This window comes from Pseudomonas deceptionensis, assembly GCF_900106095.1.
GTDB classification, from domain to species: domain Bacteria; phylum Pseudomonadota; class Gammaproteobacteria; order Pseudomonadales; family Pseudomonadaceae; genus Aquipseudomonas; species Aquipseudomonas deceptionensis.
Window position 1 is genome coordinate 1,775,552 of the sequence record NZ_FNUD01000002.1, and the last position, 22,708, is coordinate 1,798,259.

Below are 22,708 nucleotides of genomic sequence, written 5' to 3' on the forward strand. Positions count from 1 at the left end.
AATACGTGTCACTTATAGGCGCGCACCCTCATTGGTTTTAACCACCGAGCCAGCCCGGATGGCGCCCCTTCAGGAGTCAATAATTTGAAAAAGACAGAACTTCTAGGTGTATTGGCACTTTGCGCTGCGAGCCTTATGGCTCACGCCGATGAAGCGCCGCTGCGCATCGGCATCGAGGCGGCCTATCCGCCATTCTCCTTCAGAACCCCTGAGGGTGAAGTCAGCGGTTTTGACTACGACATCGGCAATGCGCTGTGTGAAGAAATGAAAGCCAAATGCACCTGGGTCGTCCAGGAGTTCGACGGCATGATTCCTTCTCTGAAAGTGCGCAAGGTTGATGCGGTGCTGTCTTCGATGTCGATTACCGAAGACCGCCTCAAGTCGGTGGATTTCAGCAAAAAGTACTACCACACCCCGGGCAAGTTCGCGATGAAGGCGGGCAATGTGCTCACCGACCCCAAGGTTGACCTCAAGGGCAAGCGTCTGGGCGTGCAGCGTTCTTCGACCTATGACCGCTTTGCAACCGAACAGCTGGAGCCGGCGGGCGTCGTGGTTGTGCGTTACTCCACGCAGAATGAAGCCTTTCTCGACCTGGCCTCGGGCCGACTGGACGCCACCCTGGCGGACATCGTCTACACCGACGAGAGTTTTATCAAAACCCCGGCAGGCAAGGATTACGCCCTGGTTGGCCCGGACATCAACGACCCGAAATACTTCGGTCGTGGCGCCGGTATTGCGGTGCGTAAAGGCGATGCCGCCAACGCCGCGCGCCTGAGCGCCGCCATTGATGCGATACGCGCCAACGGCAAATACGATCAAGTCATGGCCAAGTACTTCACGTACGACATCTACGGCCAACGCTAAGTAACCCCGCAACCCTCAAACCGCCTCCTTGTCAGGAGGCGGTCGGGGTTGGTCTCGCGCTTTTTTTGGCGCTCGCTTGAGGAATTTCATCATGCTCCACGGCTACGGATCGAGCATTCTCGATGGTGCCTGGCTGACCGTGAACCTTGCCCTGACGTCCATGGCCCTGGCGGTTGCCCTCGGTCTGGTGGGTGCGGCCTTTCGGCTGTCCCCGGTCAAATGGCTGGCGCGGCTGGGGGAGGGCTATACCACGGTAATTCGAGGTATCCCTGATCTGGTGCTGATCCTGCTGATCTTTTATGGCGGCCAGGACCTGATCAATCGCATCGCGCTGGCGCTGGGCTACACCGGCTACATCGATATCAATCCCTTCATCGCCGGTGTCTGCACCATGGGCTTCATATTTGGCGCCTATCTGTCGGAAACCTTTAGGGGTGCCTTTATGGCCATCCCAGCAGGTCAGGCCGAGGCCGGCCAGGCGTATGGCATGAGCCGTTCACAGGTGTTCTGGCGAATCCTGGTGCCGCAGATGATCCGCTTCGCCCTGCCGGGGTTCACCAACAACTGGCTGGTGCTGACCAAGTCCACCGCGCTGATTTCGGTTATCGGCTTGCAGGACATGATGTTCAAAGCCAAGAACGCAGCGGATGCGACCCACGAGCCGTTCACGTTTTTCCTCGCCGTGGCGGTGTTGTATCTGATGCTGACCAGCGTGTCCTTGCTGGTGCTGCGTTATCTGGAAAAACACTTTTCGGTCGGCATAAAAGCCGCCGAACTGTGATTGGGAGCCCCTCATGATGCTCGACTACAACCTGATCTGGGAAAACCTGCCGCTGTATTTCAGTGGTGCTCTGGTAACCCTAAAGGTCCTGCTGATTTCACTGTTCTTCGGGCTGATGCTGGCCGTTCCGCTGGCCTTGATGCGTGTTTCGCGCTCGCCCTTGATCAATTTTCCGGCCTGGCTCTACACCTACGTTATCCGTGGCACGCCGATGCTGGTGCAGTTGTTTTTGATCTATTTCGGCCTGGCGCAGTTTGAGGCGGTACGCCAAAGCGTGCTGTGGCCTTACCTGTCCAGTGCCACCTTTTGCGCGTGCCTGGCCTTTGCAATCAATACCAGTGCCTACAGCGCGGAGCTGCTGGCGGGCAGCTTGAAATCCACCCCCCATGGCGAGATCGAAGCCGGCAAAGCAATGGGCATGTCACGGGCAACCCTGTTTCGCCGGATTCTCCTGCCGTCGGCCTTGCGTCGTGTGTTGCCGCAGTACAGCAACGAAGTCCTGATGATGCTTCAGACCACCAGCCTGGCGTCGATTGTCACGCTGGTCGACATCACCGGCGCCGCGCGTACGGTCAGTGCGCGCTACTACCTGCCGTTTGAGGCTTTCGTGACCGCGGCCATTTTTTATCTGGTCCTGACTTTCATTCTGGTTCGTCTGTTCAAGCTGGCCGAGCGCCGCTGGTTGGCGTATCTGGCACCGCGCAAGCACTGAGGAATATTCATGGAACACATCAAGTACCTTTTGCCGTGGACTGCTTCGGGCACAGAGCGCCATGTGTCGTTGTTTCGCTTTGGTCAGGGGCCGCGCAAGGCTTATATCCAGGCCTCTCTGCATGCCGACGAGTTGCCGGGGATGCGGGTTGCCGTGGAGCTCAAACGCCGCCTGCTAGAGCTTGAGGAACAGGGTCGTCTGAATGGGGTGGTCGAGCTGGTGCCCATGGCCAACCCCATCGGTATTGGCCAGATGTTCCAGGCCACCCATCAGGGGCGCTTCGAGTTTTCCAGTGGCAAGAATTTCAATCGTGACTTTCCGGCTCTGGCCGACGCCGTAGCCGACAGGCTGGAGGGGCAGTTAGGTGCGGATGCTGGCACCAATGTCGCGCTTGTGCGCAGCGCCATGCTCGCTGTCCTGGATGAGTTGCCGGCTCCGGCTTCTGAGCTGGATGCCTTGCGCTGCCTGTTGATGCGCCATGCCTGTGACGCTGATGTGGTGCTGGACCTGCACTGTGACTTCGAGTCGATCATGCTGCTGTACGCCATGCCGCAGAACTGGCCGCGTCTGCAGTCGCTGGCAGCCCGACTGCACGCCGGTGCCGCATTGCTGGCGGAGGATGCAGGCGGCAGCGCGTTTGATGAGGCGTGTGCGATCCCCTGGCTGCAGCTCGCCGGGCGCTTTCCCGAGGCGGATATTCCGTTGGCGTGTGTGGCTGCAACCATTGAGCTGCGCGGCATGGCGGATACCGAGGCCGAGCCGTGTGCACTGAGCGCCGAGGCGATTTTGGGGTATCTCGCCGATCAGGGCTTGATCAATGGCGATTGGCCGGAGGCCCCCACCGATTGTTGCGAGGCAACGCCGTTTGCGGGGGCGCAGTACGCCTATGCGCCCCATCCCGGGGTGGTGAGTTTTATTCAGCCGCTGGGGGCTCGGGTCAAGGTGGGCGATCCACTGTTTGAAGTGATCGACCCGATCACTGACCGTCACAGCGTGGTGCGTGCCAGCACTGACGGCATCCTCTATGCCCGCGAGCGCCTGCGCTTTGCCCAGCCCGGTTTGTGGCTGGCCAAAGTCGCCGGCAGCACCCTTATTCGCCAAGGCCGCCTGCTGAGCGACTGATCCTGGAGAGTGGACATCATGTACAAACTTGAAGTGCGCGATTTGCACAAAAGCTACGGCTCCCATGAGGTGCTCAAGGGCGTGTCTCTGGAGGCGAAGGCGGGGGATGTGATCAGCATCATCGGCTCCAGCGGCTCGGGCAAGAGTACTTTTTTGCGCTGTATCAACCTGTTGGAGCAACCCGATTCGGGCAGCATCGTGCTCAATGGCGAAGCGCTGAAACTGGTAGCCAGCAAGAGCGGAGGGCTGAAGGCCGCCGATCCCAAACAGTTGCAGCGTTTGCGCTCAAAGCTGTCGATGGTCTTTCAACATTTCAACCTGTGGTCGCACATGACGGCCCTTGAAAATGTGATGGAGGCTCCGGTGCATGTGCTGGGCATGGGCAAGCGCGAGGCACGGGAAAAGGCCGAGCACTACTTGAACAAAGTGGGGGTGGCGCACCGCATGAGCGCCTGGCCAGCGCATATGTCCGGTGGCGAACAACAGCGTGTGGCTATTGCCCGGGCGCTGGCGATGGAGCCGGAAGTGATGTTGTTCGATGAGCCGACTTCCGCGCTCGACCCCGAGTTGGTGGGCGACGTGCTTAAGGTCATGCAGGACCTGGCACTGGAGGGGCGCACCATGGTGGTGGTCACCCATGAAATGGGCTTTGCCCGTGAGGTTTCGAACCAACTGGTGTTCTTGCACCAGGGGGTTGTTGAGGAGCGCGGCGATCCGCGAAAAGTGCTGCTTGATCCTCAGTCCCTGCGGTTGCAGCAGTTTCTTTCGGGCAGTCTGAAATAGGTTTCAGGCCCCGGCTTGCGCGCTGCGCACCCGGGGTTGGCTTGGGATACACTCGGTCGGCCCACGCAAGCCCGCTCTCACCATTGATTGGGCACAGCCCCTTCTTTTATCCACAGGAAATGTTGAGCCGGACATGCCAAGCCCATCCAAAAACACCACTATTTATGCGGCTCCGGTCATGCGCAAGCTGGCAGAAGTCGCGCCCCACTTGCAGCCGTCATTGCGCAAGGTCGCGGACTTTATCCTGCGCCACCCACTGCGGGCCGCAACGCTGACGATTGAGGAAATGGCCCAGGAAACGGCCACTTCCCCAGCCGCAGTCAACCGGTTGGCCAAGGCCATGAACCTGGGGGGGTACACCGGCATGAAGGCCGAGCTGGTGGCGACCTTGCAGCAAGTGGTGTCGCCGGTAGACAAGCTTCGCAACGAGCTGGCCCATCGTCCTGACGGTGCATTTGGTCTGCATGAGCAAATCCAGAGCGCCAGCAGCAACCTCGCCACGGCGGCAACCAACAATCATCCGGATACGTTTGAAGCCTTTGTCACGCGGCTGATCAAGGCGCGCAAGATCTACATCCTGGGCTTTGGCAATAGCGTCTACTTTGCGGGGCTTGCAGCCTCGACCCTGATGCCGTTCTGTGCCGATGCGACCGCCATCAGCATGGAGGGCGGTAATGAAAACGCCGCGTACCGCCTGGCCGCGATCACCGATCAGGACGTCATGCTGGCCATTTCCCTGCCACGCTACTCCATCGACACCATGCAGCTTTCACGCTTTGCCAGGGAGCGGGGCGCCTGTGTGCTGGCGATTACCGACTCACCGGCCTCGCCGTTGGCCAGCATTGCCGAGCACGTACTGTTTGCGCCTGCCGATCATCCGGTGATGACCAGTTCCAGCATTGCGGTGCTCGCGCTGATCGAAGGGCTGGTTGCAGGGGTGATGGCGCGCAACAAAGAAGCGGTCAAACTGGCAACCGAGCTGACCGAAAGCGTGATGTCTTATCTGCATGTTCCGGTGAGCAGCAAAGCGTCGAAAAAGTAACTGCAAGAGCGGGTACACGGATTTGTGGGGTGGCAATCGGGCGACTATTGTTTGCTGAGTGCAAATGTCAGCGCCCAAAGGAATTTTTACCATTGGTCGTGTTCTAACGCCCATGAAGGTCTAATGCCTATGGCCTTTTGCCCCCAGAAAGATTGATCAGGAGCTTCACCATGTTCATTTCGCGTCGTTTGATTGTTGCTGCAAGTGCGGTTGCCTTGCTGGCCGGCTGCGCTACACCCAACCCGTATGGCAACCAGGGCCAGGCTTCCTCAGGGACAGGCTTGAGCAAAACCGCCACCTACGGCGGTCTGGGGGCTTTGGCCGGTGCTGTGGCGGGTGCTGCCATCGACCACAATAACCGCGGCAAGGGCGCATTGATCGGCGCGGCTGTAGCGGGTCTGGGTGCGGCGGGTTACGGCTACTACGCCGACAAGCAGGAAGCTGCATTGCGCGCCAGCATGGCCAATACCGGCGTTGAGGTTCAGCGTCAGGGTGACAACATCACCCTGGTGATGCCGGGCAACATTACGTTCGCGACCAACTCCGCCAACATCGCCCCAAGTTTCTATCAGCCGCTGAATAATCTGGCGAACTCGCTGAAGCAGTTCAACAACCAGAACCTGATCCAGATTGCGGGTTACACCGACAGCACCGGTAACTACAACTACAACATGCAGCTCTCGCAGCAGCGTGCACAAAGTGTGGCGACCTACCTGACGTCCCAGGGCGTGAGCGGGCAGTACCTGTCGGTCAAGGGCATGGGCCCGGCCGACCCGATTGCCAGCAACGCAACGGCTGACGGCCGTGCGCAGAACCGCCGCGTGCAAGTCACCCTGGCACCGATCCCGGGCATGCAATACCAGCAGCCGGGTCAGGTTCAGCAGTACCCGTAAGGCTTATTCTGGCACTGAACGCAGCCTTCGTTCCTCGTCAGCGGCTACAGGGTTTGCAGAGCCTGTAGCCGCTGCCGAAAGCTGCGATCGAGCGCGAAGCGGTCGTGTTGTCTTCAGACCAGAACACTCAATAAAAAGCCCCGCGATCCTTGCAGATCGCGGGGCTTTTTATTGAGTGCAACGTTTACTTTTTCAGACCGTAATGCTCATCAAGCATACCGGGGGCGTTCGGGGTTTTCGGTGCGTAATCCAGCGGCGGCTCAGCGCTGCGCGGCGGGGTAATGCGCTCGCGATGCGGTTGTGGCGCGTCAGAGTGCAATGCCGCCAGCAGGCGTTGGCGAGTTTGCTCGTCCAGGGCCAAACGGTTGGCGCCCTCGGCGAGGTGGTCTTGCACGTCCTGATGGCTCTGAGTGAGTTTTTTCATCAGGTTGGCGGTGCTGTTGAAGTGGGTGACCACTTCACTTTGATAACTGTCAAAACGTTCCTGGATGTCATCTAGCTGACGCTGCGTGCGGTTAGGCACGGCATTTGGCAGCAGACGAGCGACCAGAAAACCAATGGCGACACCGGCAACCAAGGCTAGAGTCGGCAACAACCAAATCAAGAGCGAGTGTTCCACGAGTCCTTCCTCTATAAACGGCTTTGCTTTACGTTAACGGCTCGGACCTGCGCTGTATACCGCGATGCACTCGCAAATATGTCAGACAGAATCTATCAGCTAGACGAGTCGACCCAATTTGAGGTCACGGAGTTCCTTCTTGCTTACCCGCGAAACCCCCGTAGTTATTGATGGCCCCGTCGGCCAACTGGAAGCCTTGTACCTTGATTCTGCTGAGCCAAAGGGCCTTGCGCTGCTCTGCCACCCGAATCCGGTGCAGGGCGGAACCATGATGAATAAAGTGGTTTCGACCCTGCAACGCACCGCCCGTGATGCTGGCCTGATTACTTTGCGATTTAATTACCGCGGTACGGGTGCCAGCGAAGGCAGCCACGATATGGGCTCTGGCGAAGTCGATGATGCATTGGCGGCCGCGAACTGGTTGCGCGCCAAACACCCTGAATTACCGATGACCCTGCTCGGCTTTTCGTTTGGCGGTTTTGTTGCGGCCAGCCTGGGCGGCCGGCTTGAGGCCCAGGGCGAGAACCTGTCGCGCCTGTTCATGGTAGCCCCGGCGGTCATGCGTTTGCGTGACGAAGATACCTTGCCCCACAACTGCCCGCTCACGGTTATCCAGCCCGAAACCGACGAAGTGATTGACCCGCAGCTGGTCTATAACTGGTCAAACGAGCTGGCACGCCCCCATGAGCTGCTGAAAGTGGCAGAATGCGGACACTTTTTTCACGGCAAGCTGCCCGAGCTCAAAGAGTTGGTAGCGCCACGCCTTTCGAATTGATTGCAGCCTGATAAGCGATTAGCCATGACCACTCGTACTCGTATCCTCACCGGTATCACCACCACCGGTACGCCGCACCTGGGCAACTACGCCGGGGCCATCCGCCCTGCGATCGTGGCCAGCCGTGACCCCAATGCCGACTCGTTTTACTTCCTGGCCGACTACCACGCCCTGATCAAGTGCGATGACCCGCAGCGCATCCAGCGCTCGCGTCAGGAAATCGCCGCGACCTGGCTGGCCTCGGGCCTGGATGTCGACCGTGTGACGTTCTACCGCCAGTCCGATATCCCGGAGATCCCGGAACTGACCTGGCTGCTGACCTGTGTGGCGGCCAAGGGCTTGCTCAACCGGGCTCACGCCTACAAGGCCTCGGTCGACAAGAACCTGGAAAACGGTGAAGACCCGGATGCGGGCATCACCATGGGGCTGTACAGCTACCCGGTGCTGATGGCAGCAGACATCCTGATGTTCAACGCCAACAAGGTGCCGGTCGGTCGTGACCAGATCCAGCACGTCGAAATGGCCCGTGACATCGGCCAGCGCTTCAATCACCTGTTCGGCAATGGCAAAGAATTCTTCGCCATGCCTGAAGCGCTGATCGAAGAAAGCGTGGCCACTTTGCCGGGCCTTGATGGTCGCAAAATGTCCAAAAGCTACGACAACACCATTCCGTTGTTCAGCAGCGCCAAAGACATGAAAAGCGCCATCTCGCGCATCGTCACCGACTCCCGTGCGCCGGGTGAAGCCAAAGATCCGGACAACTCGCACCTGTTCACCCTGTATCAGGCGTTCTCCACGCCTGAGCAGGCAGCTGAGTTGCGCAGCGAATTGTTGCAGGGCCTGGGCTGGGGTGAGGCCAAAGAGCGCCTGTTCAAGCTGCTGGATGCCGAACTGGGCGAGTCCCGCGAGCGTTACCACGACTTGATGTCGCGACCTGCCGACATGGAAGACATCCTTCTGGCCGGTGCCCAAAAAGCGCGAAACATCGCGCGCCCGTTCCTGACCCAGCTGCGTGAGGCGGTTGGTTTGCGCTCGTTTGTCAGCGCCGCCCAGGCCACCACCGGCACCAAGAAAAAAGCCGTCAAGGGCCCGCGCTTTGTCAGCTTCCGCGATGAAGACGGCAGCTTCCGTTTCCGCCTGCTGGCCGCTGATGGCGAACAACTGCTGCTGTCGCGCAGTTTTGCAGATGGCAAGGCCGCCGGTCAGGTGACCAAGCAACTGCAGGCGGGTGAGCCGCTGGATGTGCGCAGTGACGAGCTGAGCTTCAGCGTGTGGCTGGCCGACGCCTGTGTGGCCGACAGCCCGGCGTTTGCCGATAGCGCAGCGCGCGACGCGGCGATCGAAGCATTGCGCCTGGCATTGGTCCCCGCTCAAGACTGAGAAAGTGCGACGTTTCGTCTCAGGTTTGATTGCCATTCCCCAGGGCCGTCGCTACAGTGACGGCCCGTTTTTGTTGCCTTGCTAACGAATTATGACGCCTCTAGAACGATACCAAGCTGATCTGAAACGCCCGGACTTCTTCCACGATGCCGCACAGGAAAACGCTGTGCGCCATTTGCAGCGTCTTTACGACGACCTGGTTGCTGCTTCCCAGAGCAAGCCTGGCGTGTTCAGCAAACTGTTCGGCAAAAAAGAACGCACGCCGGTCAAGGGCCTGTATTTCTGGGGCGGCGTGGGTCGGGGTAAAACCTACCTGGTAGACACGTTCTTTGATGCCTTGCCGTTCAAAGAGAAGGTTCGTACGCACTTCCACCGCTTCATGAAGCGCGTGCACGAAGAAATGCGCACCCTCAATGGTGAAAAGAACCCGCTGACCATCATCGCCAAGCGTTTCTCCGATGAGGCCCGGGTGATTTGTTTCGACGAGTTCTTTGTGTCGGACATTACTGACGCCATGATTCTCGGCACCTTGATGGAAGAGCTGTTCAAAAACGGCGTGACCCTGGTCGCGACGTCGAACATCGTGCCGGACGGTTTGTACAAGGACGGCCTGCAACGTGCCCGCTTCCTGCCGGCGATCACACTGATCAAGCAGAACACCGAAATCGTTAACGTCGACAGCGGCGTCGACTATCGCCTGCGTCACCTGGAGCAGGCAGAGCTGTTCCACTTCCCGCTGGATGAAGCCTCCGAGAAGAGCCTGCGTGAGAGCTTTAAAGCGCTGACGCACAACTCGACCCGGGCGATTGAAAATGACGAGCTGATCATTGAAAACCGCACCATTCGCGCACTTCGCACTTGTGATGATGTGGCCTGGTTCGACTTCCGTGAATTGTGCGACGGCCCGCGTAGCCAGAATGACTACATCGAGCTCGGTAAAATCTTCAACGCTGTGATCATCAGTGGTGTAGAGCAAATGGACGTCAAAACCGACGACATCGCCCGCCGTTTCATCAACATGGTCGATGAGTTCTATGACCGCAACGTCAAGCTGATCATCTCGGCTGAAGTCGAGTTGAAAGACTTGTACACCGGTGGTCGTTTGAACTTTGAATTCCAGCGCACCCTCAGCCGTCTGCTGGAAATGCAGTCCCACGAATACCTGACACGGGCGCACAAACCCTAGTCCGGCGTTGTATCAAAAGGCCTGCATTGCAGGCCTTTTTGTTTTTAGGGGGGGCGGTACGGCACGGGCTGTCATGTGTCGCTGGTTTTCATCCCCAGCCGTTGCAAGTGCTTGCTGATTTCGCGGCCCTGGTCTGAACCGATCAGCAGCCATATCAGAATTCGCGCCTTGTGCGGGCACAGAAACCCGCACATCAGTGCTCCGCGGTCGATCAAGTCCATTTCGCTGCCGATAAAACCGCAAGACGCCTCGGCGGTCGAACCCGAGCCTGTTCGGGTGCCCACCAGGACCGGAATCTGCGTGGAGATCTGATCGATCAGGTCGGCCCATTCGAGACTCACATGGCCGGCCCCGAAAGCGCTCACGACCAGCGCGTCATACCCCAGGGCCAGTACGTGGTCCAGCAGCAGGGTGTCGGCGGACAGCGATGCTTGCAGGAACGCGACCTTGTGATGGGTTGTGCGGGGCAAAGGCAGAACCGTTCTGGGTGAAGGTTTGCGCAAATAGCAGATACGTCGCTCGACCAGTACCCCTGCCGGACCGAAAAGCGGGGAGCTGAAGGCGTCCAGCGCCATGGATGAGCCTTTGCGTACATGCTGTGCCTGATGAATCTGGTTGTTCATTACCACCAGGACGCCGCGCTTGCGGCTCTGTGTGTCGAGCGCAACCCTGATGGCATCCAGCAGATTGGCGGGGCCGTCTGTGCCGGGCTGGACGAAGGGGCGCATGGCGCCGGTCAGCACCAGCGGCACATCGAAACTCCATAACAGATCAAAGAAAAAGGCGGCTTCTTCCAGGGTGTCAGTGCCCTGGGTAATCACCACGCCCTGTGCGCCGAGATTGACTTGCTCCTGGGCCCAGATCAGCACCTCAAGCAGTAAATTGAAATCCAGCGACGCGCTGGGCGCCATGCACAAAGTCTCGATGTGGGCATCAAGCTCCTCGTGCAACTCCGATATGCTGCTGAGCAGCCCTTTGTCGCTGGCCGCAGGTACCACCCCCGCTGCGGGCTGCGGGGGCGGATGTTCACGGTTCCACCCAAGGCGCCGATGGCGAGTATGGGGCGGTAAGAGTGGTTGAGTTTTTGCTGCATGGTGCGTACCTCTGCAGGGGGCAGATAAAGCCTCTTTACACGCCCCGATCAGGGCGCTTTTTATCAGAGGCTTTTCAGGTGCGCAGAGGAATCAGATGATTCCGCTTGATGTGTAGTCCTTCGCTATAAGTTTAAGCAATCTGCTTTTCGACGTACGCCGCATGCTGAAACTGCTGGCGATACTGGTTCGGTGACAGCTCGGTGTGCTGGCGAAACAGCCGGGCAAAGAAGCTTGCGTCGTCATAGCCCACGTCGTAGCTGATGGTCTTGATGCTTTTGCGGGTAGCCGACAACAGGCCCTTGGCCGTTTCTATGCGCAGTCGTTGCAGGTAGTGCAAAGGTTTGTCGCCCGTTGCCATCTGAAAACGGCGCATGAAGTTGCGGATGCTCATGCCGTGCTCGCGGGCAACGTCTTCGAAGCGGAACTTGTCGGCAAAGTGATCTTCGAGCCAGTGCTGGATTTGCAGGATGATCACGTCCTGGTGCAGCTTCTGGCCGCCGAAACCGATACGGCCTGGCGTGTAGTTGCGCTGCACTTCGTAAAGAATGTCGCGGGCCACGGCCTGGGCGATGTTGGCGCCGCAGAAACGTTCGATCAGATAAATATAAAGGTCGCAGGCCGAAGTCGGGCCGCCGGCGCAGTAGAGGTTGTCTGCGTCGGTGAGGTGTTTGTCCTGGTTCAGATGAATCTTTGGATAGCGCTGGGCGAAGGTGCTGAAAAAGCGCCAGTAGGTCGTGGCCTCTTTGCCATCCAGCAGCCCGGCTTCGGCGAGCCAGAACACACCGGTGGCTTCTGCGCACAGGACGGCGCCGCGTGCATGCTGTTCGCGCAGCCATGGGAGGACTTGTGGATAGCGCTGGCAGAGGGTGTCGAAATCGTCGCCAAAGGCCGGGAGGATGATGATGTCCGCGTCCTCCAGGCCACCATCGACGGGGAGCAGCACATTACTGAAGCTGATCGCCGGTTTGCCGTCGGGGCTGACCAGGCGTGTTTCGAAGGTGGCGGTAAGGCCTTGGCCCAGTTGCTTGCCGTGACGCAGGCTGGCGAGATGAAAGAAATCCTTGGCATGCATCAGGGTCGAGGCGAATACCCGATCGATGGCCAAAATGCTGACGCGCCGCAGGGGCGTGGAGAGTTGATTAGACATATTTTTGATTATTCTTATAGGTGAAATTGGTCAACTTGCGGCTGGATCGTCTTATTTTTTTTCCTGTGTGTCTAGGGTCTGTTGACGTTTCGTTGTGAGCCGCGTCGCTGAGTCAAATTTCGCCAGGCTGCGTTGCAGGGCTTGAGAAGGGAACAGCCATTCCCTTCGCCCACTGCGCGCGCCTTGCGCCATATGGGCTATCGGCGCGACCACAACGAAACGTCAACAGACCCTGGGGGAGGTTGCGCCGCCCCCGTAGCAGCTCCCGCAGGGTGCGTCCGGCGGCGTAGCCGTCGTAAGGTCGGAGGTTGCGAACTGACAGTTAGTCGGCACTCTCAGGTTTTACGATCGCTTCGCAATCGGACGTCGCCTTCGGCAACTGCTACGAAAACGGTTTACAGCAGGATCAAGGCGCCGGGTTTGGCTGCTCCTTGTGGATCGCTTCGATGCCGGCCAGTACTTCATCCGATAATTGCAGAGCGAAACTCGCGATATTGCTTTCGAGCTGCTCCATGGTCGTGGCACCAATGATGTTGCTGGTGACGAAAGGTTGTCGGGTGACATAGGCCAGGGCCATTTGCGCCGGGTCCAGGCCATGTTCGCGGGCCAGGGCCACGTAACGCTCGCTGGCAGCCACGGCCTGGGGGTTTGAATAGCGCGAGAAGCGGCTGTAGAGGCTCAGGCGGCCTTTTGGCGGCTGGGCACCGCCACTGTACTTGCCCGAGAGCATTCCGAACGCCAGGGGCGAATAGGCGAGCAGGCCGCACTGTTCGCGAATGGCGATTTCGGCCAGGCCGACTTCGAAGCTGCGGTTTAGCAGGCTGTAGGGGTTCTGGATCGAAACGGCGCGGGGCCAGCCACGGCTCTCGGCCAGTTGCAGGAACTTCATGGTGGCCCAGGGCGTTTCGTTGGACAGGCCGATGTGGCGGATCTTGCCGGCCCTGACTTGCTCGTCCAGTGCCTCAAGGGTGTCTTCGAGCGGGGTGAAGGCTTCGTCGGCGTTGTGCTTGTAGCCCAGTTGGCCGAAGAAATTCGTGCTGCGCTCGGGCCAGTGCAGCTGGTAAAGATCGATCCAGTCGGTCTGCAGGCGTTTGAGGCTGGCGTCCAGGGCTTGCACGATATGGGTGCGGTTGTGCTTGAGGTGGCCGTCACGAATGTAGTCGATGCCATTGCCGGGGCCGGCGATCTTGCTGGCGAGTACCCAGTCGGCGCGATCACCCCGGGCCTTGAACCAGTTTCCGATGTAGCGCTCGGTGCTGGCGTAGGTTTCTGCCTTGGGCGGCACCGGGTACATTTCGGCGGTATCGATGAAATTGATCCCGGCGTTTTTCGCGTACTCGATTTGAGCGAAGGCTTCATCCTGGGTGTTTTGCTCGCCCCAGGTCATGGTTCCGAGGGCGATTGCGCTTACTTTCAGATTGGTTCGGCCTAGCTGGCGGTAGTCCATCGGTGACTCCTTCGGGTAAAGAATCATAAAAGCAGGTTGTATTTTTTTTCGCAATCTGGATAATTGCCGACCTCTTTCTGCGGTGGAAGTGATGCGCCGCCCGCCGAAGAATCTTGCCGTTGAACGGACGCGCTGACCCGAGCCCCCGATAGCGTCTGTATCCGGCTGCCTTTGACTTGTCAAAGTACGCACTATTCAGTAAGATCCGCCGTCTAATTTACAGGGCGGCCCCTGAGGCTATAAAGAATGAAAACTTTTACTGCTAAACCGGAAACAGTTACGCGCGACTGGTTTGTCGTCGACGCTGCTGGCCAGACACTGGGTCGTCTGGCCACCGAAATCGCGAGCCGTCTGCGTGGCAAGCACAAGCCTGAATACACTCCGCACGTTGACACCGGTGACTACATCGTTGTTATCAATGCCGAGCAGATTCGTGTCACTGGTGCTAAAACCACTGACAAAATGTACTACTCTCACTCCGGTTTCCCGGGCGGGATTAAGTCGATCAACTTCGAAAAGCTGATCGCCAAAGCTCCTGAACGCGTGATCGAGACCGCGGTTAAAGGCATGCTGCCTAAAAACCCGCTGGGTCGCGACATGTACCGTAAGCTGAAAGTCTATGCGGGCGCTGTACACCCTCATACTGCTCAGCAGCCCCAAGAACTGAAGTTTTAACGGAATAGTTCATTATGTCGGCGACTCAAAACTACGGCACTGGCCGTCGTAAAACCGCAACCGCTCGCGTTTTCCTGCGTCCGGGTACCGGTAACATCTCGATCAACAACCGCACTCTGGAGAATTTCTTCGGTCGCGAAACTGCCCGCATGGTAGTTCGTCAGCCGTTGGAACTGACTGAGACTGTCGAGAAATTCGACATCTACGTCACCGTGATCGGTGGTGGTGTAAGTGGTCAAGCTGGCGCAATCCGCCACGGTATCACTCGCGCACTGATGCAGTACGACGAAACCCTGCGTGGCGCTCTGCGCAAAGCTGGCTTCGTTACTCGCGATGCTCGTGAAGTTGAACGTAAGAAAGTCGGCCTGCGTAAAGCGCGTAAGCGTCCGCAGTACTCGAAGCGTTAATTCGCAGCTTCGTTCAAAAGCGCCCAGTCTCCTTCGGAGCTGGGCGTTTTTTATGGGTGATGATTTCTTGATGTGACAACTTGCCACATCCAGCAAACGCCTATACTACAAGGCTTGTAGCCGCCCGAGAGCGGTAATTACCTTGTCAGAGTAGGGGCTTTTCATTACCATTCTGCAAAATTTTTATAAGTTCAGATGCAAATTTAGTAGATGCCTGATTTAACAGGCCACAAAGCTGATGGGAGAGGACTGAATGAGCAATGACGGCGTAAATGTCGGCCGGCGTCGCTTCCTCGTAGCAGCCACATCCGTGGTGGGTGCTGCAGGAGCGGTGGGGGCGGCGGTCCCGTTCGTGGGGTCGTGGTTCCCAAGTGCCAAGGCGAAAGCCGCGGGCGCACCGGTGAAAGTGAATATTGCAAAGATCGAGCCGGGGCAGCAGATGATTGCTGAGTGGCGCGGTCAGCCAGTATTCATTGTCCGCCGCACCGAGGAGATCCTGGCGAATCTGAAGAAGATCGAAGGGCAGCTTGCTGATCCTGAGTCCGCGCAATCTGATCAACCTGAAAACTCAAAAAACGAGTGGCGGTCCATCAAGCCAGAAGTGTTGGTGTTGATCGGCATTTGCACGCACTTGGGTTGCTCGCCAACTTTCCGCCCCGAGGTCGCACCTGCTGACCTGGGCAAGGATTGGGTCGGGGGGTATTTCTGCCCTTGCCATGGTTCGCACTATGACCTGGCCGGCCGCGTCTACAAGTCGCAACCTGCTCCGCTGAACCTGCCCGTGCCTCCTTACTACTATGTAGCTGGCAGTGACAACATCATTGTCGTTGGCCTTGAAGAGGAGAGCGCGTAATGAGCAAGTTCATGGATTGGATTGATGCTCGCTTCCCCGCTACCAAGATGTGGGAAGACCATCTGAGCAAGTATTACGCTCCGAAGAACTTCAACTTCTTCTACTTCTTTGGTTCCCTCGCCTTGCTCGTTCTGGTCAACCAGATCGTTACCGGTGTGTGGCTGACCATGAGCTACACGCCGTCGGCAGAAGAGGCGTTTGCTTCTGTCGAATACATCATGCGTGACGTCGAATACGGCTCCATCCTGCGTTATCTGCACTCTACGGGTGCATCGGCGTTCTTTGTTGTCGTCTATCTGCACATGTTCCGCGGCTTGCTCTACGGCTCATACCAAAAGCCACGTGAGCTGGTGTGGCTGTTTGGCATGATGATTTATCTGGCCTTGATGGCAGAAGCCTTCATGGGTTACCTGCTGCCTTGGGGTCAAATGTCCTACTGGGGCGCCCAGGTGATCATCTCGCTGTTCGGTGCGATTCCGGTTATCGGTAACGACCTGACTCAGTGGATTCGTGGTGACTACCTGATCTCCGGGATTACCCTGAACCGCTTCTTCGCCCTGCACGTGGTGGCCTTGCCTATCGTGATTCTGGGCTTGGTCGTGCTGCACGTTCTGGCTCTGCACGAAGTCGGGTCCAACAACCCGGACGGCGTGGACATCAAAAAGCACAAAGACGAAAACGGCGTACCGCTGGACGGCATTGCTTTCCACCCGTACTACACCGTGAAAGACATCGTCGGCGTGGTGGTGTTCCTGTTTATCTTCTGCTCGATTGTGTTCTTCTTCCCGGAAATGGGTGGCTACTTCCTGGAAAAACCGAACTTTGAACAGGCTAACGCCTTTAAAACGCCGGAACACATTGCGCCTGTCTGGTACTTCACGCCGTTCTACGCGATCTTGCGTGCAATCCCGGACAAGCTGCTTGGCGTAATCGCCATGGGCGCTGCTATTGCCATGCTGTTCGTGTTGCCATGGCTTGACCGCAGCCCGGTTAAATCCATGCGCTACAAGGGCTGGCTGAGCCGAATCTGGCTGTGGATCTTCTGCATCTCGTTCGTGATTCTGGGTGTGTTGGGTGTATTGGCACCGACCCCGGGTCGCACGCTGCTGTCGCAGGTGTGTACTTTCCTGTACTTCGCCTACTTCATTCTGATGCCGTTCTACACCAGGCTTGAGAAGACCAAACCGGTTCCGGAAAGGGTGACTGGCTGATGAAAAAGCTATTTGCTGTATTGATGCTTGCGATGATGCCTGCCTTGTCCTTTGCGGCCGAGCAGGGCGTACAGCTCGACAAGGTCGACATCGATGTTTCTGACAAGGCTGCCATGCAGGACGGCGCGCGTACGTTCGCCAACTACTGCATGGGTTGTCACAGTGCCAAGTTCCAGCGCTATGAGCGTGTGGCAGACGACCTGGGGATTCCCCATGACGTCATGCTCGATAACCTGGTGTTCACCGGTGCCAAGATTGGCGACCACATGAACATCGGGATGCAGCCTGCTGATGCCAAGGCCTGGTTCGGTGCTGCACCGCCAGACCTGACGCTGGTGGCTCGCGTGCGCGGTACTGACTGGCTCTATAGCTATCTGCGCTCTTTCTACGAAGACCCGTCACGCCCTTGGGGTGTGAACAACAAGGTCTTCCCGAACGTGGGCATGCCTAACGTTCTGGCGCCGCTGCAAGGTCGTCAGGTTGTAGGCTGCAAGCAAGTACAGATCGTAGAAGACGGCAAGAAGCAGTATGATCCGTTGACCGGCACGCCTTTGACGCATGAAGCGTGCGACCAGCTGACAGTTCTGCCAAAAACCGGCACGCTGACTGAAGAGCAGTTCGATGAGAAGATCAAGAATCTTGTGACCTTCCTGGCCTACTCGGCTAACCCGGTGAAGCTGGAGCATCAGCGCATCGGTACTTACGTGCTGCTCTACCTGGCTTTCTTCTTTGTATTCGCTTATCTGCTCAAGCGCGAATACTGGAAAGATGTGCACTGATATAGTTACACGCATTGCTGTTAATCGTGCGCGCCCGAGGGTGTCTCTGAAAAGGTAACAGTGCAGGACAAGTGGCAAGCCAGGTCGAAAGACCTGGCTTGCCCGGGTTCTGCGGTTATCGGAGACGTTCCTTGGGCGCGTTCGTTTTTCCGCTCCCGATAATTTCAACAAGCGAGGAGGACCGCCATGGGCGTGACCAATCGGTTGGCCTGTTACTCCGACCCCGCCGACCACTATTCCCACCGAGTGCGCATTGTGCTCGCAGAGAAAGGTGTCAGCGCCGAGATCATCAGTGTGGAGGCGGGCCGTCAGCCGTCGAAGCTGATCGAAGTGAACCCTTACGGCAGCCTGCCAACCCTGGTCGATCGCGACCTGGCGTTGTGGGAGTCCAGTGTGGTGATGGAATATTTGGATGAGCGCTATCCGCATCCTCCGTTGTTGCCGGTTTATCCGGTTGCGCGGGCCAACAGCCGCCTGCTGATGCATCGCATCCAGCGCGACTGGTGTGTGCTGGTGGATTCGATTCTCGATTCGCGTACCAAAGAGCCGGCCCGGGTTCTGGCGCGCAAAGAGCTGCGTGAGAGCCTGACAGGGGTGTCTGCGTTGTTTGCGGACAAACCTTTTTTCCTCAGCACAGAGCTAAGTCTGGTCGACTGCTGCCTATTGCCGATACTCTGGCGCCTGCCCATTTTGGGTATTGAATTGCCGCGGCCGGCCAAGCCGTTGCTCGACTATATGGAGCGCCAATTTGCGCGTGAGGCTTTCCAGGCAAGTTTGTCTGGTGTCGAACGCGACATGCGCTAAGGCTTTAGGAGCCCTCGATGAATTCAAGTCGACCTTATCTGGTGCGTGCGCTCTACGAGTGGATTGTGGATAACGATTGCACTCCGCACATGCTGGTTAACTCTGACTACCCGAAGGTGCAAGTGCCCCAGGGTTTTGCCAGTGACGGGCAGATTGTCCTGAATGTTTCGCCAACCGCCGTGCGTCAATTGCACATGGACAACGAAGCAGTGAGCTTTGAAGGGCGCTTTGGTGGTGTACCACACACGTTGTACGTGCCTATATCGGCAATTCTGGGGATTTACGCCCGCGAGAATGGCCAGGGCATGGTGTTCGAGCAGGAAGAGCCTCTTGAAGGCGATGACGAGCTCGAGCCGGATGACGATGTGCCGCCGCCGGGTACTGAGCCGCCAAGACCTACGGGTCGGCCAAGCCTGAAAGTGGTGAAGTAATAAAAAAGGCGACCTGCAAAGGTCGCCTTTTTTGTGCCTGACAATCGGGTCTGTCAGTCGATGTACTCAAACAGTTTGACGATTTTCTGTACCCCGGAAACGCCTTGCACCAGGCTGGTGGCGCGGGCAGCTTCCTGCTTGGTCACCAGGCCGAGCATGTAGACGATGCCGTTTTCGGTGACGATCTTGATGCGCGAGCCGGGGATAGCGTTGTCGGTCAGCATCTGGGTCTTGATCTTGGTGGTCAGCCAGGCGTCATTGTTGCGCGCAATGATCGATGACGGTGCCATGACCTGCAGCTCGTTGTTGACCTTCTTGACCCGCTGAACGGCTGCAGCGGCCTGTTCGGCCTGGGCCTTGAGGTCGGCGCGCGGGGTCTGGCCAGCCAGCAGCACGATGCCGTTGTAGCTGGTCACAACGATGTGCGAGCCTTTGTCCAGATCCGGGCTGGCCTTGGCCACGTTCACGGCGACCTTGGTTTCGATCAGGGAGTCGTCGATCTTGCTGCCGAAGGTGCGGGTGCCGCGGTCATCTTCGATTGGCGTGTCGCGGGTGGCGGTCAGTACCGAACTGCAGCCGGCAGTCAGGCCCAGGCATAGCGTCAGTGCTACGAGGCTAAGGCGATTAAAGGTCATTCTTCACTCCCGAACAGTTGGCTGTCGATCAGATCGCACAAGCAGTGGATCGCCAGCAGGTGGACTTCTTGAATACGTGCAGTGACATTGGACGGGACGCGAATCTCGACGTCCTCGGGCAGCAGCAGGGAGGCCATGCCGCCGCCATCGCGGCCTGTCATCGCGACCACGATCATTTCGCGGTCGTGCGCGGCCTGGATGGCCTGGATGATATTGGCCGAGTTGCCGCTGGTGGAAATGGCCAGCAGCACGTCGCCGGGTTGGCCGAGTGCGCGGATCTGCTTGGAGAAGATCTCGTTGAAGCTGTAGTCGTTGGCGATCGAGGTGATCGTCGAGGTGTCCGTAGTCAGTGCAATGGCGGGCAGGCTGGGGCGCTCGCGCTCAAAGCGGTTGAGCAGTTCGGACGAGAAGTGCTGGGCGTCACCAGCTGATCCGCCATTGCCGCACGAGAGCATTTTGCCCTCATTGAGCAGGGCGTTGACCATGACCTGGCTGGCTTGCTCGATGTGGGGGGCAAGAACGTCCATCGCCTGCTGCTTGGTGTCGATGCTGGCTTGAAAAAGCTGGCGAATCCGGGATTGCATGTCCATCTATGTGACCTTAAGTAGGGCGGCTGGTCGGGCGTGATCCAGGTGTTCCTGAGTGACTTCCCGGCACAAGAATGTGCAGCCCGCAAAGCAAAGCAAAATCGTTCAAAAAAGGGTGCTGGAATCGGCCTGGCAGCGCATTAGCTGTCAAAGGCGTTCCGTAGCCAGTTCAATTGGGGTGTTGCGCCGTCCAGCGTCACGACGTCGAATCGGCACGGCTGACTGGCCCAGCGCGGCTCGCGCTGCAAAAAGTACTGGGCGGCAAGTATCAGCTTTTGACGCTTGCGTGCGTCAATGCTGGCCAGTGCGCCACCCCATTGCGCGTGTTGTCGGTAACGAACTTCGACGAATACTACTGTATCGCCGTCAAGCATGACCAGATCCAGCTCGCCACGCTTGCATAACCAGTTCTGCGCCAGCAGGCGCAAGCCCTGTTGCTCAAGATGCCGCAGCGCCAGGCGCTCGGCATCCTTGCCAGTGTGTTGGCTTGAGCGGTCGGGCATCAGTTGGGGGTAGCTGGCAGGCGTTGAGGCTGGCCATTGGTGAACTCGGCCCACGGTAACTGACGCTCGACCCGTTGTGTCGGGCTCATGCTCAGGCTGCCGGACAGGCCGTCAATCCGGGAGTCAGGCAGTGCTTTCAGCTGGCCCAGGCTTGGCGCCAGGCGATAGGCGTCGATACCCATCGCATACAGGCGGCCAAGGCTGCCGCCGGCTTGCGGCCACTGCGCGGTCACTTGCTGGCGCAGTGGGTTGGCGGGGTCGAGCAGCCAAGGGGTTTCACAAAAACGGATGCCGTTCATGTCGTTGTACTGGTTCTGGTCGCCACTGGCGCTGAATACGTGGGACGTCGCGTACACCGGGATGTCGCCAGCGTACTGGTAGTTCAGGGTCGGCTTGATCTGCTGGGCTTGCTGTGGAGTAGCGGCCAGGAAGATGAACTCCATGTCCTGACGGCGTGAAGGTGTGGCCGAGCCACCTGCGGTTTTGCGCAGTTGCACCAGATCCGCGACCTGTTGGGCCAGGGCTACGGGCTTGTCGATATGTTCGACGCCGACGATGGTGCCGCCGTGGGCTTCCCATTCCTCGCGGAATGCCTTGAGCACACGATTGCCCCATTCGCCTACCGGCACCATGGCGCCGGCGCGGGTCAGGCCATCGGCACGTGCGCGGCGGGCCACTTCACGAGCTTCGTCTTCCGCTGCGAGGCCAAACTGGAACAACTGCGCCGGGCCTTGCGCGCCTTCGCTGTAGTTCAGGGCCAGGGTCGTGATCGGCAGTTGCGGACGGGCATTGAGTTGTTTGACCAGCGGTTTCTCCAGCGGGCCTACCACCAGCTGCACGCCGTCGGCTTGTGCCTGGCGATAGAACTCGTCCAGCGAGGTCAGGCGAGAGCTGTCATAGAACTGGATGCTCGGCGGGTTTTGCCCGGCTTGCTGTGCCTGATAGTGCGCAGCCATGAAGCCGTCGCGCAGCGCTTTGCTGACAGAGGCCAGTTGGCCTTCCTGGGGCAGCAGCAGGGCAATCTTGGTCAGTGGCTGGCTGGCCAGCTCCTTGAGCTTGATCAGTGGCGCAGGCAGTTGGATGGCTGCCGGGTGAGTCGGGTTCTGGGCGCGCCATTGGTCGATGGCGTTTTGTTGGTCCTGAAGGGTGCCGGCGCTCTTGACGGTCAGTGCCAGAGACATCCAGCCACCCAGCACGTCATTGCTGTGGGCCTGGAGCTGATCGACCGGCAGGGCGGCAACCAGTGCCCAGATGGCTTCGTTGTTGCTGTTGGCAGCATCGCCAGTCAGGTTCGGGGTCATCGCTGCGCGTTCGCGTGCGGCGGCCAGGGTCTGGCCATCAGCCTCAAGAGCGTTGGCGTGAACGGTGTGGGTACGCACCTGCAAGTCTGTAGGCAGTTCGCTCAGGCGTGACACGCTCGGGTGATTGAGGGCGGTCAGGGCGGCCTTCGGGTCATTGCGGCTCATCGCCAGCTCGGCTGCCAGTGTACTGGCAAATACTTGCTGGGCGGGTTTGAGCTGATCCAGCGGAACCTGGGCCAGAATCTGCGCTGCGCGGTCATTATTATGCTGGCGCAGGGCAAGGTCGGCTGCGGACAAGCGCAGCAGGGCGGCCTTTTCCGGATTTGTGCTCTCGGCTGCCTGCTGGAGCAGTTGCTCAAGGCTGGCGTCCGGGGTCCGTGGAAGTTCGCCAAGGCTGGACGAGGGCGAGCTGGCGCAAGCCGCCAGCAGGGCGGCGAGGCAGAGGGCAGTGAACAGCCGCAGGCAAGCGATCATGTAGTGTTCCTGATACTCGATCAAATGAGTGGGGAAGTGTACCCAAGCGTCGGCCGGGGCGCGATGTTACAGGCAATAAAGCCTGAATTTAGATCACTTCTGTACGTTGTGGCGGTGAAAGTTTCCCCTGTTGACGCATTGCGACCTGCAGGGCGGGTACGTTCATGAGGGCTCTACGCGCTACAATGGCGCCTTTAACTCTT

General features: G+C 58.6%; 25 protein-coding genes. 17 read left to right on the forward strand and 8 right to left on the reverse strand.

What is annotated here, in order from left to right; genetic code table 11:
* Positions 1-84: 84 nt before the first annotated feature.
* From BLW11_RS08080 to BLW11_RS08110, 7 genes are all read left to right on the forward strand, one after another.
* Positions 85-864 (forward strand): ABC transporter substrate-binding protein, encoded by a 780-nt coding sequence (locus BLW11_RS08080; RefSeq protein ID WP_048359196.1) that lies wholly within the window; start codon positions 85-87, stop codon positions 862-864.
* A 91-nt stretch (positions 865-955) separates the two neighbouring features.
* The gene (locus BLW11_RS08085; RefSeq protein ID WP_048359195.1) at positions 956-1,645 is read left to right on the forward strand and encodes an ABC transporter permease; all 690 of its coding nucleotides are present in this window, start codon (positions 956-958) and stop codon (positions 1,643-1,645) included.
* Positions 1,646-1,658: 13 nt separating this feature from the next.
* Complete coding sequence (locus BLW11_RS08090; protein WP_048359194.1) at positions 1,659-2,357, forward strand: ABC transporter permease; 699 nt, start codon at positions 1,659-1,661, stop codon at positions 2,355-2,357.
* A 9-nt stretch (positions 2,358-2,366) separates the two neighbouring features.
* Positions 2,367-3,479 carry a succinylglutamate desuccinylase/aspartoacylase family protein gene (locus BLW11_RS08095; protein WP_048359193.1) on the forward strand — a complete coding sequence of 371 codons (1,113 nt, stop codon included), beginning with the start codon at positions 2,367-2,369 and terminating at the stop codon, positions 3,477-3,479.
* An 18-nt stretch (positions 3,480-3,497) separates the two neighbouring features.
* The gene (locus tag BLW11_RS08100; protein WP_048359192.1) at positions 3,498-4,262 is read left to right on the forward strand and encodes an ABC transporter ATP-binding protein; all 765 of its coding nucleotides are present in this window, start codon (positions 3,498-3,500) and stop codon (positions 4,260-4,262) included.
* Between the two features lie 133 nt (positions 4,263-4,395).
* Positions 4,396-5,304: a MurR/RpiR family transcriptional regulator gene (locus BLW11_RS08105; protein ID WP_048359191.1), complete on the forward strand. Its 909-nt coding sequence runs from the start codon at positions 4,396-4,398 to the stop codon at positions 5,302-5,304.
* 170 nt (positions 5,305-5,474) lie between these two features.
* Positions 5,475-6,197, forward strand: a complete 723-nt coding sequence (locus BLW11_RS08110; RefSeq protein ID WP_048359190.1) for a YiaD family glycine zipper/OmpA-like lipoprotein — start codon at positions 5,475-5,477, stop codon at positions 6,195-6,197.
* Between the two features lie 184 nt (positions 6,198-6,381).
* Here BLW11_RS08110 and BLW11_RS08115 read toward each other — a convergent pair whose 3' ends face one another.
* A complete protein-coding gene (locus BLW11_RS08115) occupies positions 6,382-6,816 on the reverse strand; it encodes a Z-ring associated ZapG family protein (RefSeq protein WP_048359189.1) in 435 nt (144 codons plus the stop codon).
* A 139-nt stretch (positions 6,817-6,955) separates the two neighbouring features.
* Between BLW11_RS08115 and BLW11_RS08120 the strand changes: the two genes are divergently transcribed.
* The 3 genes from BLW11_RS08120 (at position 6,956) to zapE (ending at position 10,157) form a co-directional block, all read left to right on the forward strand.
* Complete coding sequence (locus BLW11_RS08120) at positions 6,956-7,591, forward strand: alpha/beta hydrolase (protein WP_048359188.1); 636 nt, start codon at positions 6,956-6,958, stop codon at positions 7,589-7,591.
* A gap of 24 nt (positions 7,592-7,615) precedes the next feature.
* Positions 7,616-8,971 carry a tryptophan--tRNA ligase gene (locus BLW11_RS08125; protein ID WP_048359187.1) on the forward strand — a complete coding sequence of 452 codons (1,356 nt, stop codon included), beginning with the start codon at positions 7,616-7,618 and terminating at the stop codon, positions 8,969-8,971.
* Positions 8,972-9,062: 91 nt separating this feature from the next.
* Positions 9,063-10,157 (forward strand): cell division protein ZapE, encoded by a 1,095-nt coding sequence (gene zapE, locus BLW11_RS08130; protein ID WP_048359186.1) that lies wholly within the window; start codon positions 9,063-9,065, stop codon positions 10,155-10,157.
* Between the two features lie 71 nt (positions 10,158-10,228).
* Here the strand turns inward: zapE and BLW11_RS08135 are convergent, their stop codons facing one another.
* The 3 genes from BLW11_RS08135 to BLW11_RS08145 all read right to left on the reverse strand — a co-directional run bounded on the left by BLW11_RS08135 (position 10,229) and on the right by BLW11_RS08145 (position 13,845).
* Complete coding sequence (locus BLW11_RS08135; RefSeq protein ID WP_341864617.1) at positions 10,229-11,155, reverse strand: asparaginase; 927 nt, start codon at positions 11,153-11,155, stop codon at positions 10,229-10,231.
* Positions 11,156-11,381: 226 nt separating this feature from the next.
* Positions 11,382-12,323, reverse strand: coding sequence for a GlxA family transcriptional regulator (locus BLW11_RS08140; protein WP_193790175.1), 942 nt, complete (start codon positions 12,321-12,323; stop codon positions 11,382-11,384).
* Between the two features lie 481 nt (positions 12,324-12,804).
* Entirely contained in the window at positions 12,805-13,845 is a 1,041-nt protein-coding gene (locus tag BLW11_RS08145; protein ID WP_048359183.1) for an NADP(H)-dependent aldo-keto reductase, read from the reverse strand.
* A gap of 246 nt (positions 13,846-14,091) precedes the next feature.
* On the opposite strand from BLW11_RS08145, the gene rplM reads away from it, so the two are divergent.
* From rplM to BLW11_RS08180, 7 genes are all read left to right on the forward strand, one after another.
* The gene (gene rplM / locus BLW11_RS08150; protein ID WP_048359182.1) at positions 14,092-14,520 is read left to right on the forward strand and encodes a 50S ribosomal protein L13; all 429 of its coding nucleotides are present in this window, start codon (positions 14,092-14,094) and stop codon (positions 14,518-14,520) included.
* 14 nt (positions 14,521-14,534) lie between these two features.
* Positions 14,535-14,927 (forward strand): 30S ribosomal protein S9, encoded by a 393-nt coding sequence (rpsI, locus tag BLW11_RS08155; protein ID WP_003216038.1) that lies wholly within the window; start codon positions 14,535-14,537, stop codon positions 14,925-14,927.
* 253 nt (positions 14,928-15,180) lie between these two features.
* A complete protein-coding gene (gene petA / locus BLW11_RS08160; RefSeq protein ID WP_048359181.1) occupies positions 15,181-15,780 on the forward strand; it encodes a ubiquinol-cytochrome c reductase iron-sulfur subunit in 600 nt (199 codons plus the stop codon).
* Positions 15,780-16,991, forward strand: a complete 1,212-nt coding sequence (locus BLW11_RS08165; RefSeq protein WP_048359180.1) for a cytochrome b — start codon at positions 15,780-15,782, stop codon at positions 16,989-16,991. Before petA ends, BLW11_RS08165 begins: the two co-directional genes overlap by 1 nt.
* Entirely contained in the window at positions 16,991-17,770 is a 780-nt protein-coding gene (locus BLW11_RS08170) for a cytochrome c1 (RefSeq protein WP_048359179.1), read from the forward strand. The genes BLW11_RS08165 and BLW11_RS08170 overlap by 1 nt, the downstream gene beginning before the upstream one ends.
* A 186-nt stretch (positions 17,771-17,956) precedes the next feature.
* Positions 17,957-18,574, forward strand: a complete 618-nt coding sequence (locus BLW11_RS08175; RefSeq protein ID WP_048359178.1) for a glutathione S-transferase N-terminal domain-containing protein — start codon at positions 17,957-17,959, stop codon at positions 18,572-18,574.
* Positions 18,575-18,591: 17 nt separating this feature from the next.
* The gene (locus BLW11_RS08180; protein WP_048359177.1) at positions 18,592-19,005 is read left to right on the forward strand and encodes a ClpXP protease specificity-enhancing factor; all 414 of its coding nucleotides are present in this window, start codon (positions 18,592-18,594) and stop codon (positions 19,003-19,005) included.
* A gap of 53 nt (positions 19,006-19,058) precedes the next feature.
* Here BLW11_RS08180 and BLW11_RS08185 read toward each other — a convergent pair whose 3' ends face one another.
* The 4 genes from BLW11_RS08185 to BLW11_RS08200 form a co-directional block, all read right to left on the reverse strand.
* Positions 19,059-19,640 (reverse strand): BON domain-containing protein, encoded by a 582-nt coding sequence (locus tag BLW11_RS08185; RefSeq protein WP_048359176.1) that lies wholly within the window; start codon positions 19,638-19,640, stop codon positions 19,059-19,061.
* Complete coding sequence (locus BLW11_RS08190; RefSeq protein WP_029612203.1) at positions 19,637-20,230, reverse strand: phosphoheptose isomerase; 594 nt, start codon at positions 20,228-20,230, stop codon at positions 19,637-19,639. The genes BLW11_RS08185 and BLW11_RS08190 overlap by 4 nt, the downstream gene beginning before the upstream one ends.
* 137 nt (positions 20,231-20,367) lie before the next feature.
* A complete protein-coding gene (locus BLW11_RS08195; protein WP_048359175.1) occupies positions 20,368-20,730 on the reverse strand; it encodes a YraN family protein in 363 nt (120 codons plus the stop codon).
* Entirely contained in the window at positions 20,730-22,505 is a 1,776-nt protein-coding gene (locus BLW11_RS08200; protein WP_048359174.1) for a penicillin-binding protein activator, read from the reverse strand. The genes BLW11_RS08195 and BLW11_RS08200 overlap by 1 nt, the downstream gene beginning before the upstream one ends.
* Between the last annotated feature and the right edge of the window lie 203 nt (positions 22,506-22,708).